At 63.6% G+C, this 13,615-nt stretch carries 13 protein-coding genes and 2 pseudogenes; 14 read left to right on the top strand and 1 reads right to left on the bottom strand.

The window, feature by feature from the left end; translation table 11 throughout:
- The 8 genes and pseudogenes from HNQ95_RS32565 to HNQ95_RS32530 form a co-directional block, all read left to right on the top strand.
- Positions 1-306 (top strand): annotated as a pseudogene (locus HNQ95_RS32565) (malate synthase G); the annotation flags it as partial.
- 256 nt (positions 307-562) lie between these two features.
- Positions 563-994 (top strand): GlcG/HbpS family heme-binding protein, encoded by a 432-nt coding sequence (locus HNQ95_RS32560; protein ID WP_067967485.1) that lies wholly within the window; start codon positions 563-565, stop codon positions 992-994.
- A 164-nt stretch (positions 995-1,158) separates the two neighbouring features.
- A complete protein-coding gene (locus tag HNQ95_RS32555) occupies positions 1,159-2,247 on the top strand; it encodes an NAD/NADP octopine/nopaline dehydrogenase family protein (protein WP_182576177.1) in 1,089 nt (362 codons plus the stop codon).
- Positions 2,244-3,131 (top strand): dipicolinate synthase subunit DpsA, encoded by an 888-nt coding sequence (locus tag HNQ95_RS32550; RefSeq protein WP_182576176.1) that lies wholly within the window; start codon positions 2,244-2,246, stop codon positions 3,129-3,131. The genes HNQ95_RS32555 and HNQ95_RS32550 overlap by 4 nt, the downstream gene beginning before the upstream one ends.
- On the top strand, positions 3,131-4,477 hold the full coding sequence (locus HNQ95_RS32545; RefSeq protein ID WP_067967489.1) for a dihydroorotase: 1,347 nt from the start codon (positions 3,131-3,133) through the stop codon (positions 4,475-4,477). Before HNQ95_RS32550 ends, HNQ95_RS32545 begins: the two co-directional genes overlap by 1 nt.
- Positions 4,474-5,157: a resolvase gene (locus tag HNQ95_RS32540; RefSeq protein ID WP_067967491.1), complete on the top strand. Its 684-nt coding sequence runs from the start codon at positions 4,474-4,476 to the stop codon at positions 5,155-5,157. Before HNQ95_RS32545 ends, HNQ95_RS32540 begins: the two co-directional genes overlap by 4 nt.
- A 2-nt stretch (positions 5,158-5,159) precedes the next feature.
- Positions 5,160-5,357: a 2-hydroxymuconate tautomerase gene (gene thmT / locus HNQ95_RS32535; RefSeq protein ID WP_018431063.1), complete on the top strand. Its 198-nt coding sequence runs from the start codon at positions 5,160-5,162 to the stop codon at positions 5,355-5,357.
- Entirely contained in the window at positions 5,357-6,346 is a 990-nt protein-coding gene (locus HNQ95_RS32530; protein WP_182576175.1) for an isochorismatase family protein, read from the top strand. Before thmT ends, HNQ95_RS32530 begins: the two co-directional genes overlap by 1 nt.
- 76 nt (positions 6,347-6,422) lie before the next feature.
- Here HNQ95_RS32530 and HNQ95_RS32525 read toward each other — a convergent pair whose 3' ends face one another.
- On the bottom strand, positions 6,423-7,775 hold the full coding sequence (locus HNQ95_RS32525) for a cytosine deaminase (RefSeq protein ID WP_182576174.1): 1,353 nt from the start codon (positions 7,773-7,775) through the stop codon (positions 6,423-6,425).
- A 252-nt stretch (positions 7,776-8,027) separates the two neighbouring features.
- On the opposite strand from HNQ95_RS32525, the pseudogene HNQ95_RS32520 reads away from it, so the two are divergent.
- The 6 genes and pseudogenes from HNQ95_RS32520 to HNQ95_RS32495 all read left to right on the top strand — a co-directional run.
- Positions 8,028-8,654: pseudogene (locus HNQ95_RS32520) on the top strand (GntR family transcriptional regulator); the annotation flags it as partial.
- Between the two features lie 142 nt (positions 8,655-8,796).
- Positions 8,797-9,264, top strand: a complete 468-nt coding sequence (locus HNQ95_RS32515; protein WP_067967501.1) for a RidA family protein — start codon at positions 8,797-8,799, stop codon at positions 9,262-9,264.
- Positions 9,265-9,266: 2 nt separating this feature from the next.
- Entirely contained in the window at positions 9,267-10,265 is a 999-nt protein-coding gene (locus HNQ95_RS32510; RefSeq protein ID WP_182576173.1) for a CobW family GTP-binding protein, read from the top strand.
- A gap of 343 nt (positions 10,266-10,608) precedes the next feature.
- A complete protein-coding gene (locus tag HNQ95_RS32505; RefSeq protein ID WP_182576172.1) occupies positions 10,609-11,601 on the top strand; it encodes an ABC transporter substrate-binding protein in 993 nt (330 codons plus the stop codon).
- Between the two features lie 7 nt (positions 11,602-11,608).
- Positions 11,609-12,439 carry an ABC transporter permease gene (locus HNQ95_RS32500; protein WP_083948815.1) on the top strand — a complete coding sequence of 277 codons (831 nt, stop codon included), beginning with the start codon at positions 11,609-11,611 and terminating at the stop codon, positions 12,437-12,439.
- A gap of 71 nt (positions 12,440-12,510) precedes the next feature.
- Positions 12,511-13,311: an ABC transporter ATP-binding protein gene (locus HNQ95_RS32495; RefSeq protein ID WP_067967511.1), complete on the top strand. Its 801-nt coding sequence runs from the start codon at positions 12,511-12,513 to the stop codon at positions 13,309-13,311.
- Positions 13,312-13,615: the final 304 nt, after the last annotated feature.

Here is a 13,615-nt window from a genome sequence, read left to right as displayed (position 1 = left end):
CTGATGGAAGACCGCGCCACCTTGCGCATCTCGTCCCAGCACATCGCCAACTGGCTGCGCCACGACGTCTGCTCGCACATCCAGGTGATGGATTCCCTGCAGCGCATGGCGGCGATCGTCGACCGGCAGAATGTCGGCGATCCGCTCTACAAGCCGATGGCGCCCGAGTTCGACCAGTCGACCGCCTTCCGCGCCGCCTGCGACCTCGTCTTCGAAGGCCGCGCCCAGCCCAATGGCTACACCGAGCCGGTCCTCCACAAGCGCAGGCTCGAGCTCAAGGCGAAGATGAGGGCAAGGTCCCACTAAGTTCAGCGGAGCTCAGGGCCGGCTGCTGCGTTCGACGGGGAGATCAGCCTCGTCGTCGGCAGTGCCCATTCTGCCCGGTCGAAGGCGCAACACCCCTACCTCGGCAATTGGCTGCGGCGCCCATAGCGGCTTGCCCCCCCCTGAGGGGAGATGGCCGCGAGGCCAGCGGGCGCGCGCAAGCGCCCCGACTCAGGTGATCGCTTGAGCTATCAGCCAGCGGCCCTGCACACCCCCACGAATCCCAAAGGAGAAAGACATGACCGACCTGACACTCGCTGCCGCCAACACCATCATCATGGCCGCCCTCGCCAAGGGCGCGGACGCCAGGATGAAACCTTTGACGGTCGCCGTGCTTGATGCCGGCGGCCATCTCAAGGCATTCCAGAAGCAGGACGGCGCCTCGATGCTGCGCTACGAGATCGCTTCCGGCAAGGCCTATGGCGCGCTCGCTGTCGGCATGGGTTCGCGCTGGCTCGACCAGACGGCGAAGGAGCGGCCGCACTTCATGGAAGGCCTCAACGCCGTCTCCGGCGGCCGCATCGTGCCGGTGCCCGGCGGTGTGCTGATCCGCGACCAGACGGGCAAACTCATCGGCGCGGTCGGCATCACGGGCGATACGTCAGACAATGACGAACTCGCGGCAATCGCAGGTATCGAGGCGGCGGGGCTCAGGCATCAGGCAGCTTGAACAGCGGGAAGCACATTCTTCCGCTTGACAATTCTCAGTGTGATCATAAAGTGTGATCAAACTAGTTGGTGGTTATCGATTGGCGCGAGGGGCGGGGAGGAGTACCCGTTCCGAGCATGAGGTCGTGCGGCCGGCAAGCCGTAGCTCGGCCCCCGGAGGAGAGAATGAAAGTTGCAGTATTAGGAGCGGGTGCGGGCGGTGCAGCCTCGGTCGCAGAGTTGGTCCAGGCGGGGCACGATGTGCATTTCTGGGCGCGGTCGGCGGAGACGCTGGAGCCGCATATCAAGCTAGGCGGCGTCGCTTATGAAGGCAAGCTCGGCGAGGGCGTGGCGAAGCCGGCGCTGATTACCACCGATCTCAAGGCAGCGATCGATGGCGTCGATGTCGCCGTCGTCGTCCTGCCGACCTTCTCGCACTCGGCGATCGCATCGGCGCTGGCCGCTGCCGGCTGGTCGTCGACCAGGCCGGTCGTGCTCAACCCTGGCCACACCGGCGGTGCGCTGGAATTCGCCGAGACGTTTTCGCGCACCGGCCGTGCAGCTCCCCCCGTGGTCGAGTTCTCGACGCTGACCTATGTCGCGCGCAAGTACCGCCCCGACGGCGTCACCGTGTCGGGCCGCGCCAAGCAGCTCAAGACGGCGGCACTGAAGGGTGGTTCCGAAGTGCTGGAGATCGCCGGCAAGCTTTATCCCGGCCTGACGCCGGTCGCCGACGTGATCGCCTCGGACCTGTCCAACGTCAACATGATCCTGCACCCGCCGGGTGCCGTGCTTGCGGCGGCCTGGGTCGAGGCGACCGGTGGCAACTTCACCTTCTATGTCGACGCCATGACACCTGGCGTTGCCCGCGTCATGAAGCAGCTCGACGACGAGCGTCTGGCGGTCGCCAAAGCCTTCGGGCATGATCTACCCAATCTGGTCGAAGAGATGAAGCTGCTCGGCACGGTCGAGGCCGACGTAACCGACACCAGCGATTTCCGCGCCGCGATTGCGGGCGGCGAGGCCAACAAACGCATCAAGGGCCCGGACTCGCTGGAATACCGCTACTACAAGGAGGATTTCGGCCACGGACTGCTGCCGTTCCTCGAATTTGCCCGCATTGCCGGCGTCGACACGCCCGTGGCGCATTCTCTCTACAGCCTGGCGCAGATCGCTGTCGGCACCGACTATCGCAAGGGCGGCCGCACCGCCGAGGCGATGGGCATTGCCGGCATGTCCAGGGATCAGGTCATTCAGAAGGTCAGGGCGAAATGAGCTGGAACAATACTGTCATCGCCGTCGTCGCTGGTGACGCCCGGGAACAGGAAATCGCCCGCTGCGCCGTGCGCGCCGGCGCCACCGTCCGGGCCTTTGGCTTTCCCTGGCCGGGGGAAGGTATCGAGGGGGTCTACCATGCCAGGGATGCAGCGGATGCGCTGAAGGGGGCCGACATCGCCCTGTTCCCGATTCCCGGCATCACCGCGGAGGGTGCCCTGTTTGCGCCGAAGTGTCCTGACAAGATCATCCCGACTCGCGACATGCTGGCCGGTATGAACAAGCCTGGCCACATCATCCTCGGCTGGGCCGATGGCAATCTGAAGGGGCATTGCGAAGCGCTTGGCATTACCCTGCACGAGTATGAATGGGACGTCGACCTGATGCTGCTGCGCGGCCCGGCGATCGTCGAGGGCGTGCTTAAGGTGATCATCGAGAACACTGAGATTACCATCCACAAGTCAAATATCTGCCTGGTTGGGCAGGGCACCATCGGCTCGCTTTTGACCAACACGCTGGTAGCGCTCGGCGCCCACGTCCATGTCGCGGCGCGCAACCCGGTTCAGCGTGCGGCGGCCTATGCGGCGGGCGCGGAATCGCTGACGCTCGAACAGTTGCCCGAGTTCCTGCCCAGGATGGACATCGTCATCGGCAGCGTGCCGAAGCGGCTGCTTGATCGCGACCAGCTCAAGCTGCTGCCCAAGCATGCGCTGCTGGTCGACGTCGCGGCCCCGCCCGGCACCATCGACAGGGAGGCTGCAGCCGAACTCGGGCTGAAGGCGATCTGGGCCCGTGGCATGGGCGCGCGCGCGCCGATCACCGTCGGCCGCAGTCAGTGGAGCGGCATCTCGAGACGCGTCGAAGGCATACTGGAGCAGAAGTGATGAAGGCGGATCTGGTCATCAAGAACGCGCGGGTGGTTCGCCACGACGGCGAATTTCACGGCGGCGTCGCGGTCAAGGACGGCAAGATCGTGCTGACCGGCGCCGACGAGGTGCTGCCGGACGCGACCCGCACCATCGACGCCGAGGGCAAGGTGCTGATGCCCGGCCTGATCGATCCGCACTGCCATCTGGGCGTGAAGTTCCCCTATCCAGAGGATATGCGCACCGAGACGGCGGCCGCGGCTTCAGGCGGCGTCACCACGGCGCTGCTCTACATCCGCAACCTCAAGGAATCCTACCTGCCGTTCTACGAGGAGCGGAAGGCGCTGGGCGAGGAGAACTCGGTCATCGATTTCGGCTTTCACTTCGGCATCCAGCGCGAGGAGCACATTGCCGAGATCCCTGAGATCGTCGCCAAGACCGGCGTGAAGTCGTTCAAGTGCTATTTCGGCTATGAGCCCGACAATCCGATCGGCATCGTGCCGGCGACGGACGGCTGGGTCTATGCCGCAATGCGCATCTTGTCGAAGATCCCCGGCGGCGTCATCAACGTCCATTGCGAGAACACCCAGATCGCCTCGTGGATCAAAAAGGAGATCGCCGCGACCGGCCGTCAGGACCTCGGCGCCTACACGGAATCGCGCCCGGCCTTCTGCGAGGTCGAGACGATCAGACGCATGATCTTCCTCGCCGAAAAGACCGGCTGCTCGCTGCATCTGGTGCATACCTCGGTCGGCATGGGCCCGGTGCTGGCTGCCGAAGCGCAGGCGCGCGGCGTGCATGTCACCGTCGAGACCTGCCCGCACTATCTGACGCGCACCTGCTATGACGAGGATCTGGACATGCGCGCCAAGATCTCACCGCCGCTGCGCGACCGCAACGAGCTCGAAGGCCTGTGGGCCGGCATGCTCAACGGCTCGGTCTACAGCCTCGGCACCGACCACGTGCCGTTCCTGCCCAAGAAGCTCGAGGACTTGTGGACGGAATTCCCCGGCGTCGTCAGCTTCCCGTGGGAGCTGTCGCTGATGCTGCATTTCGGCGTGCACCAGCGTGGGCTGCCGCTCAGCCGCCTGGTCGAGCTCAACTCGTTCAATCCGGCGCGGCGTTTCGGCCTGTGGCCGCGCAAGGGCCATATCGACGTCGGCTTCGATGCCGACCTCGTGCTGGTTGATCTCGACGAGGAGCGTACTGTCGAGCACACCGGCAAGGGCACCTGCATCTATGAGGGCTGGAAGCTCAAGGGCTGGCCGGTGATGACGATCGCCCGCGGCGACGTGGTCTACGAAAATGGCGTGGTTGCCGACAGCCACTATGGTCGCGGCCGCTGCGTGACGGTGCCGTCATGACCCAAGGGGTCTCCGATCATCTCGACCTGGCCGGTCGCATTTCGCTGACACCGGCGCGTCTGCCGGTGCGTGAGGCGGTCGACAGGATCGTCGCCCGCAAGTCGACGATCCGCCAGGAGAGGCTGTCGGGGATCCACAATCCATGGGGCCATTGCATCGGCCTGACTGATCCGTGGAGCTTTCTCGACCTGTGCGAGAGCGCTCTCGTGATCGATGCCGCGAAGACGGTCATCGGGCCTGATGTCATCCTCTGGGACAGCGAGTTTTTTCCCGAGGCAGGCCGTTACGGCGAGTTTGTCGGCGAGGGTCGCGAAGGTCGCTACTGGCCGGTGACGCCGCTGGCTGGCGCCGTGGTGCTGGTGGCCGTCGGCAGGAAAACCCCGGAGGTCAGGGCAGTCGGGCTGGAGGAAATAGGTTCCGACGTGCTCGCGAGCTTTGATGCTTCGGAGCCGCTCTATGTCGTCAGGCTAATGCCTGCGACGAGCCGCTTCGAGCGCGATCCAAACCATGCGGCCAACCGCGCCTGCATGGAAGAGCAGGTGCTGGTCAACTATTCCAACCGCCCGCTGTGGCTGCTCTCGGGCACCGACCGGGCCAACAACGATCTGGTTTCGGGCTTTGCGCCCGCCGTGCCTGTCTGGGCCTCCGGCGCCATGCCCAGCGAAAGAGAGGAGAAATAACAATGCCGTTCGTCGTCGTAGAGATGTGGGAGGGGCGCACTGTCGAGCAGAAGCGCAACCTCGTGAAAGCCATTACCAAGGCCATGGTCGAGGAAGCCGCCTGCAAGCCGGATCACCTGCATGTGGTGATCCATGAGACGCCCAAGGACAGCTGGGGTCGCGGCGGCGTGCTCGGCATCGACATGGTGGAGCACAAGTGATGGGTCTCGACGTTCTCGATTATCGCAAGTCGGCGCTGCTGGTCATCGACCTGCAAAACGCCTTCATCCACGAGAAGGGCACGCTTGGTGTTTCCGGCGTCGACACCAAGCGCCTGTCGGCGATCGTGCCGCCGCTAGCGAAGTTGATCAAGCGCTGCCAGGACACCGGCATCCCGGTCATCTGGACGATGCAGGAGCACTTCGCGGTCGACCAGAACCGCGCCAAGAAGAAGCTGCTTGGCCATACAGCGCGCCGCAAGCAGGTGTCGGCGCTGGCCGGCAGCTGGGATGAGCAGATCATCGACGAGTTGAAGCCGCTGGCCGATTTCGATCCGGCCTTCGTCATCCGCAAGCACCGCTTCGGCGCCTTCTACGAGACGCGCCTCGAAATGATGCTGAAGATGCTCGGCACCCAGCACCTGTTTGTCACCGGTGCGACCACCAACGCCTGCGTCGAGACCTCGATCCGCGAGGCCTATCTGCGTGACCTCGACGTGATTGCCGTCGATGACTGCGTGTCGGGCGTCAATGCCGAATGGGAAGCGACCGCCAAGCAGGTGTGGAAGCAGTATTTCTGCGAGATCGCCCACTCGTCCGAGGTCCTCGACTGGATCGGCGAGCAGGTCAAGCCGCGTGTCACCAACTATGGCCACCAGCTGATCATGGTCAACGACATCGACACCTCGGTCGCCTTCTACACCAACCAGCTCGGCTTCACGATCCGTCCGGCCAAGCCGCTGGCCGACGGCCGTCCGTTCACCGCCTTCCACCAGGGCATTGCGCTGATCCACGGCAAGGCTTCGGACCACCGCCAGCTCGATCACATCGCCTTCGAGGTCAACGATGTGCGCGCCATGGATGCCAGGCTGAAGAAGGCCGGGGTGAAGTACTACACCGACCTGCATGATGGACCCTATGGCCTGACCATCTACATCGCCGACCCCGACGGCACCAAGGTCGAGCTCTACCAGGTCGGCGCCACTGCCTGATCCGCTCGTGTATAGTGATGTAAAAAGGCCGCCGGATTTCGGCGGCCTTTTTCTTGGTCGCTGACGTCGTCCCTACTCAGCCGAGCGCCAGGCCTTCAAGCCCGTCGAGTTCGGCGTAGGAAGGCAGTAAGGTCGAAATCGGTGTTCCATTGCGGATGACGATGCGGTTGTTCTCCGCGCGCGAAAGCACCTCCGACCAGCTGCGGCCTTCATAGAGAATGAAATCAGCGGGTTGCCCATTGGCGATGCCGCCCTTGGCTCCGAGATCCATGACCTCGGCCGGGGTCGTGGTCACGGCCCTGATCCAGTCGCCGCTCGGGTGGTCGAGATGCAGCACGCGCGTGCCCAGGCGGAACGTGTCGAGCATGTCGAGATCGCCGTAGGAATGGAACGGGTCGCGCGTGTTGTCGGAGGCGAGCGCCACAGGGATGCCACGCTTTTTCATCTCATGCAGCAAGGTCACGCCGCGCCATCTCGGGGTCGCGCCGTTGCGGCGGTCCTGCAGATAGAGGTTGCAGGTCGGCAGCGCCACGACGGCAAGGCTTGCGGTCGCGACCGTGTCCAGCGTAGCATCGACGATTGCCTGATCCTGCACCGCCAGCGAACAGCAATGTCCGACCAGCACCTTGCCGGCAAAGGATGCGCGGAGCTTGGCCTCGGCGATGCGCCGAAGCGCGTTGGCTGTTGGGTCGGAGGTCTCGTCGGCGTGGAAGTCGAGATCCAGGCCAGTCCTGGCCGCGGCAGCAAACATGCGGTCGAGCAGGTGGTCGATGTCGGGAGCAGGATAGGCAACCGCCCCGAGCGTGCCGCCGCCGGCAGCCACCCGCCTGGCCATGCCGTCGAGGAAGGCACCGTCGCGGGCCATGTCGATGGGAAACAGGCAGGAGGCCTGCAGGTCGATGCGACCGTGCCAATGTTGCCGGAGTTCCGTGAACACCGGCCAGGAAATGGCGTCTTGCGGCGGCTGCGAGTCGATGTGGGTGCGTATCGCCGAAGTGCCGTGGTGGAAAGCCGAGCGCAAGGCAAAGTCCATGCGCTTGAAAACATCCCCCGCGGACCAGTTGGCGGTCCGGTCGGCGCGTGTTGCCGCCAGTGCGCCGTCGAATGTCCCGTTCGCCGCCGGCGTGCGCGGCAGGATATGGCCCTTGTCGAGATGGGTATGGCAGTCGACGAAGGTGGGCAGGGCGACGCGACCGCCTGCGTCTATGGAAAACAGGCCGTTGTCACTTGTTTCAGTGGGTTCACTGCGCGCGGGAGTTGTTGCCAATATCCTGCCGTGCTCTACAGTCAGGTCAGCAAGAAAGAACCCTGCGGCATCCATGGCACTCCAGTTTGTCACCGCACTGTTGAGACGCACGTTGCGCAGCGCGTACCGGCTCATTCTTGCGCCGTCGGCGAGCTGTTCGCGCAATACAAGCTGTGCAGTCATGGACGGCCCTTCCTGGGGCTGATGCGATGCCTGGGTGTTTCAGGCGCTCGCGATGTTTGTTGGCGAACCAGTCGGGCAGTTAAAGGTTGCCGTTTCGGTAAAGATCATTTATTGATCACAATATGAGATCACAGATTGCGGCCTGTCAACTTCTGCCCCCGGCCGGCGACTGTCTGCGGCAAGCTCGCCGCCTGACGCCGTTCCTCGTACAGCGCAATTCTTGAGGAACCTTGCGAGCGGCGGAGAAACAGAATGCGGATAGACAAGACTGAGGACGCCAGCAACGGCGGCACCGAAACGGCCAAGAAGGAGCGCGGCCACGTCCATGGGCATGTGTTGCGCTACATGCGCCGCGGCCTGATGGTCGGCGCCTTCCTGCCCGGCCAGGTGATGAGCCTGCGCAAGCTCGCCGCCGGCTTCGGCACCAGTCCCATGCCGGTGCGCGAAGTGCTGAGCCGCCTGGTTGCAGCCAATGCGCTCGAGGAAACCAAGGGCGGTTCGGTGCGCGTGCCCAGGCTGAGCCCGGAGAAGCTGAGCGACCTGTTTGCCGTGCGCGAGATGCTGGAGGGAATGGCGGCCGAGCTTGCCGCCAAGAGGGCGTCGCCGGCGCTGATCAGCGAACTCGCTGCGATCAACAAGCAGCTCCTGGTGGCGATCGAAAAGCGTGACATTCTCAACTGCCTTTCCTTCAACCAGAAATTCCATTTCACGCTCTATGAGGCGGCCGCGTCCGATGTGCTGATGCCGCTGATCGAGTCGCTGTGGCTGCAGTTCGGCCCGACAATGTACATGTCCTTGCTGATCCCCTCGATGCCATGGAATGCGTCGGACCATGAGGACATCCTTGCGGCGCTGAAGGACGGCAATGCCGCCGCTGCCAAGAAGGGCATCGTTCACGACATCCGTACCACCTGCAAGGCGCTGCTCAGCGTTGCCGGTTCGCAAGGCATCGAGCTGCCCTTCGCGCAAGGGGCGGATCTGCAATTCGATTACTGACATCACGATCTGGGAGGATCCCGCCATGGTGGGAAAAGTTGAACAGAACCTTGCTCGCCTGGGCATCAGCCTGCCGGCGACCGTTGCACCAGCCGCCAACTACGTGCCGGCCCGCCGCCTGGGCAACCAGGTCTATGTCTCAGGCCAGGTTCCCGCCGAAGGCGGCAAGGACAAGTTCACCGGCAAGCTCGGCTCCGATTTCACCGTCGAGGAGGGCCAGGCAGCCGCGCGGCTCTGCGCAGTCAACATCCTGGCACAGCTCAAGCAGGCGCTTGACGGCGATCTCGACCGCGTCGTGGGGGTCATCCGTCTCGGCGGCTTCGTCAATGCCGAGCCCGACTTCAAGGATCATCCCAAGGTCATCAACGGTGCCTCCGACCTGATGGTCGAGGTGTTCGGCGAGGCTGGCCGTCATGCCCGTGCCGCCGTCGGCTGCTACTCGCTGCCGCGCAATGTGCCGGTCGAAGTGGATGCCATATTCGAGGTCAACTGACCATGTTGCCTGCCGCTGCGACGACTGACGACAGAATCCCGGTTCATGTGCTGACCGGGTTCCTGGGCAGCGGCAAGACGACCTTCCTCAGGCATCTTCTGGGTGAGCCTGAGCTTGCCGATACGGCCGTGATCATCAACGAGTTCGGCGAAGTCGGGCTCGACCATCTGCTGGTGCGCGAGGTTTCCGAAGACGCCGTGCTGTTGTCTTCGGGCTGCCTGTGCTGCGCCGTGCGCGATGATCTCGTATCCACTCTGGCGGACCTTCTGGCGATGGTCCGTCGTGGCGAGGTGGCGCCGTTCCGCCGGGTCGTGGTGGAGACCACGGGCCTCGCCGATCCCGCGCCGATCATGCAGGCGGTCATGAGCGATATCAAGCTCCGCCGCGGCTACCGGGCGGGCAGTATCGTTGCCACCGTCGACGGCGTCAGCGGCGCCAACAGCATCGGCAGTTTTGCCGAGGCCGTCCAGCAGGTTGCGCTCGCCGACTGCGTGGTGATCACCAAGTCAGACCTTGTCGAACCATGGCGACTGGATGCGCTTGGCCAGGAGGTCGGCAAGTTGAACCCTCAGGTTCGCCAGCTTGTTTCCAGTCGCAGTTCCATGCCCGGCGCCGGCGATATCTTCCGTTACGACGAGGACTGGGAACCGCGCCACTTCGAGATGGCCGAAACGCCGATGGCGGGGCAGCACAGCGATGGCATCGAGACCTTTGCCGTCGAGATCGACAGGGAGGTCGACTGGGCGGCCTTTGTCGACTGGCTCGAGCTGCTGCTGGCCGGCCGCGGTCAATCGATCCTGCGGGTCAAAGGGTTGCTGGCGGTCAAGGGCGATCCCCGGCCGGTGGTCATCCACGGTGTCCAGCACGTCGTCTACCCGCCCGAATATTTGCCGCGCTGGCCGCAGGATACGGCGCGCGGCTGGCTGGTGTTCATCGCGCGCAACCTGAGCCGAAGCGCGATTGAACGCTCATTGCCGAGCACCTTCGCCGCTGCGAACTGACTGCGCTCGTTTCGCATTTCCCAGGCAATTCCAGGATGTTCATTGAACTGTGATCGCGCTCGCCCGGCAATGGGCGGGGTTGCGTCGTCTCGACGCGTGGTGAATCCGCCAGCAATTTCCGATGCTTGCCGCAAAGCAGGAGGTTCACGCCGAGACATTGATCGAACACGCGAATTCGTGCGCCGCTTCACCCGATTCATCGCTTGACAATCATGAAATGTGATCACACTATGAGATCAAGAATGAGGATTGAGAGCGAAAGCTGTCGCGCCTCGTTCCGGGGAGAGAGGCAGGCCTTCGGGCCATAGGGGCGCCCGCAAGGTGCTCGTTAGGGAGGAGAGAAATGTTGTACGCCACAGGTCTCATTCGCGGCACGGCGCTCATCGCCACGGCTGCTGTCGCCACCGTTCTTGCCAGCCACAGCGCCATGGCAGAAGACGTCAACGTCCGCTTCAGCTGGAAGCTGAAGGGCGAATATGGCTTCTTCTATCTCGGCGAGCAGAAGGGCCTCTACAAGGATGCCGGGGTGACGCTGAAGCTCGGCGAAGGCGCCGGCTCGCAGGCCGCACTCGGTTCGCTGATCCAGGGCCAGGAAGACGCCGTTATCCTGCCCGGCATCTTCGCCATCTCGGCGATCCAGAAGGGCATGCCGGTCAAGATCATCGCGCTCTACCAGCCTGAATCGCCGATCGCGCTGATCTCGCATCCCGACAAGGCGGTGACGACCCCGAAGGATCTCGAAGGCAAGACCATTGCCCACGCCGTCGGCGAGACCGGCACTTCCTATCTCGGCGCCTTCTGCGAGATCAACAAGATCGACTGCAGCAAGGTCTCGAAGGTCCAGATGGACTCGCAGTCGCGCGTGCCGCAGTTCCTGCAGAAGCAGGTCGACGTCGTCAGCGTGTACAAGACCAACGACCTGCCGGTGCTCGAGGACAAGACCGGAACCAAGTTTCCGACCCTCGATCTGACCGAGTTCGGCCTGGCCGTACCGGGCATGGCGGTTGTCGCCAGCGATGACGGCATCGCCAAGAAGGGCCCGGCGCTCAGGAGCTTCCTCGCTGCCAACGCCAAGGCGATCGAGATGACGAAGGCCGATCCGGCCGCCGCCACCGCCGCGCTCAAGGCCGTCTGGCAGGCGGGTCCGTCCGACAAGGTGGTGCAGCAGCAGATCGAAGCGACCGCGGCATCGATCCATTCGCCTGCCGGCACGCCGATCGGCCACATCGACGAGAAGGCGATTGCCGATGCCATCAAGCTGATCGGCAGCGTCGAGGAAATCGGCGACGCCAAGCCGATGTCGTCCTTTTATACCAATGAACTTCTGACGCAGTGAGGCTACGGTGGCGAGCACGGATGTAATCGGCGCCGCGCAGGCGCAGAAGAAGCAAGGCAAGGGCATGAGCAGGAAAAAATCACGTGGGCCATGGCTGGAGCGCTATTCGGCGCTGATCCTGGCGGTTGTGCTGCTTGGCGCCTGGCAGGTGCTGGTCCCGCTTTCCGGGCTTTCGGAGTTCGTTCTGCCGACGCCGCTGGCAATCGCCACACGGATCGTCAACGAGATCCCTCTGCTCGCCACCCACGCCTATGTCACGCTGTTCGAAGTCGTCGCAGGCTTTGCCATGGGCGTCATGATCGGCATCCCGCTGGCGCTGGCGATCTTTTATTCCAGGGCCTTCGAGCGTGCGATCTACCCGATCCTGGTCGCATTGCAGACGGTGCCCAAGGTGGCGCTGGCGCCGCTGCTTGTGCTTTATCTCGGCTATGGCTGGGCACCCAAAATCACGCTGGCCTTCCTGATCTCGTTCTTCCCGATCGTCATCTCGACGGTCGTCGGCCTGCAGTCGCTCGACAAGAACCTGGTCAACCTGGTCCGCTCGATGGGCGCCAGCGAATGGCAGACCTTCTTCAAGGTCCGTCTGCCGGCAGCTCTGCCCAACATCTTCGGCGGCTTCAAGGTTGCGGTGTCGCTGGCGGTCATCGGTGCAGTCATCGGCGAATATGTCGCTGCCGAACGTGGCCTCGGCTATCTGCAGCTGCAAGCCAACTCGCTGTTCGACACGACGCTCAACTTCGCGACAGTGGTGACGATCTCCGGCCTCGGCGTGATGCTCTACTTCATCATCGACACGATCGAAGCCCGCGTCACCTACAAGCGCGACGCTGCCAAATAGCCAGGCCGCAAGTAATCAGTTCGGCCGCCTGTGCGGCCGAACAACGACAACAGCTTCAGTGAGGCAATCCCATGAGTGCCACTACCCAGATGGGCGCGGCGGTCGACATTTCGCGGCTTTCCAAAATCTACAAGACACGCGAGGACGATGACGTCCTTGCCCTCGACAAGATCGATCTCAAGATCGAACCCGGCAGCTTCGTTGCCGTCGTCGGTCCCAGCGGTTGTGGCAAGAGCACGCTGCTGTCGCTTCTCGCCGGCCTGACGCCTGCCTCGACGGGCAGCATCGCCATTGACGGCGACGGCGTCAGCCGGCCGCATCCGAAGACCGGCGTGGTCTTCCAGTCGGATCTGCTGCTCTACTGGCGCACGGTGCTCGACAACATCCTGTTGCCGATCGAGATCAAGAAGCTCGACGTCGCCAAGTACCGCGCGCGCGCCGAGGAACTGCTGGCCCAGGTCGGCCTGGCCGGCTTCGGCAACAAGTACCCTTCGGAACTTTCCGGCGGCATGCGCCAGCGCGTGGCGATCTGCCGGGCGCTAATCCAGGAGCCGGGTCTGCTTCTGATGGACGAGCCCTTCGGCGCGCTCGACGCACTGACCCGTGAACAGATGATCATGGACCTGCAGTCGATGTGGCTGCGCCTGCGCAATACGGTGCTGTTCATCACTCACGGCATCGACGAGGCCGTGTTCCTCGCCGACCGCGTCCTGGTGATGTCGCCCCGCCCGGGCCGCGTCGACCTCGACCTCAAGATCGACCTGCCCAGGCCGCGCCAGTGGAGCAAGACTCACGAGGACAAGGACTACCACGCCTATGTCCGGCAGATCCGAGCGATCTTCGAGGCCAAGGGCATTCTCGTCGCCCACTAGACCAGCAGTCCGAAAATCGGAAGTGATTTTCGGATAGGATCAGCACGGCGCCTAAGCTCTGCTGCATCCTTGGCGCCTCCTTATGGACGCGCGGCTCTCTAGTCGGTTCGGCCGATCCGCAAAATCGGCATATACGGCAGTAACGGCATCAACGCCGCCGGGAGGCTTCCCGGCGGGCGAACATTTGCGCGGAGACCTCGGATGTCCGGGACGATATTCATACCCAGAGAGTTGGATGCGATTGAGAGCCGTGTGGGTGCTTCACCGGATACGGTGAAACGCCTTGTGGGTCTTGGCTTCGAGG

It is taken from the genome of Aminobacter ciceronei, from assembly GCF_014138625.1.
In the GTDB taxonomy this organism is placed as follows: domain Bacteria; phylum Pseudomonadota; class Alphaproteobacteria; order Rhizobiales; family Rhizobiaceae; genus Aminobacter; species Aminobacter ciceronei.
This window is presented reverse-complemented; position numbering and strand designations above follow the sequence as displayed.

What these genes read in the sequence shown, in the direction of transcription:
- HNQ95_RS32495 (WP_067967511.1), top strand. Translation starts at nt 12,511, where the DNA reads ATGAGTGCCACTACCCAGATGGGCGCGGCGGTCGACATTTCGCGGCTT.
- HNQ95_RS32525 (WP_182576174.1), bottom strand. Translation starts at nt 7,775, where the DNA reads ATGACTGCACAGCTTGTATTGCGCGAACAGCTCGCCGACGGCGCAAGA.
- HNQ95_RS32560 (WP_067967485.1), top strand. Translation starts at nt 563, where the DNA reads ATGACCGACCTGACACTCGCTGCCGCCAACACCATCATCATGGCCGCC.
- HNQ95_RS32510 (WP_182576173.1), top strand. Translation starts at nt 9,267, where the DNA reads ATGTTGCCTGCCGCTGCGACGACTGACGACAGAATCCCGGTTCATGTG.
- HNQ95_RS32530 (WP_182576175.1), top strand. Translation starts at nt 5,357, where the DNA reads ATGGGTCTCGACGTTCTCGATTATCGCAAGTCGGCGCTGCTGGTCATC.
- HNQ95_RS32545 (WP_067967489.1), top strand. Translation starts at nt 3,131, where the DNA reads ATGAAGGCGGATCTGGTCATCAAGAACGCGCGGGTGGTTCGCCACGAC.
- HNQ95_RS32550 (WP_182576176.1), top strand. Translation starts at nt 2,244, where the DNA reads ATGAGCTGGAACAATACTGTCATCGCCGTCGTCGCTGGTGACGCCCGG.
- thmT (WP_018431063.1), top strand. Translation starts at nt 5,160, where the DNA reads ATGCCGTTCGTCGTCGTAGAGATGTGGGAGGGGCGCACTGTCGAGCAG.
- HNQ95_RS32540 (WP_067967491.1), top strand. Translation starts at nt 4,474, where the DNA reads ATGACCCAAGGGGTCTCCGATCATCTCGACCTGGCCGGTCGCATTTCG.
- HNQ95_RS32505 (WP_182576172.1), top strand. Translation starts at nt 10,609, where the DNA reads ATGTTGTACGCCACAGGTCTCATTCGCGGCACGGCGCTCATCGCCACG.
- HNQ95_RS32555 (WP_182576177.1), top strand. Translation starts at nt 1,159, where the DNA reads ATGAAAGTTGCAGTATTAGGAGCGGGTGCGGGCGGTGCAGCCTCGGTC.
- HNQ95_RS32515 (WP_067967501.1), top strand. Translation starts at nt 8,797, where the DNA reads ATGGTGGGAAAAGTTGAACAGAACCTTGCTCGCCTGGGCATCAGCCTG.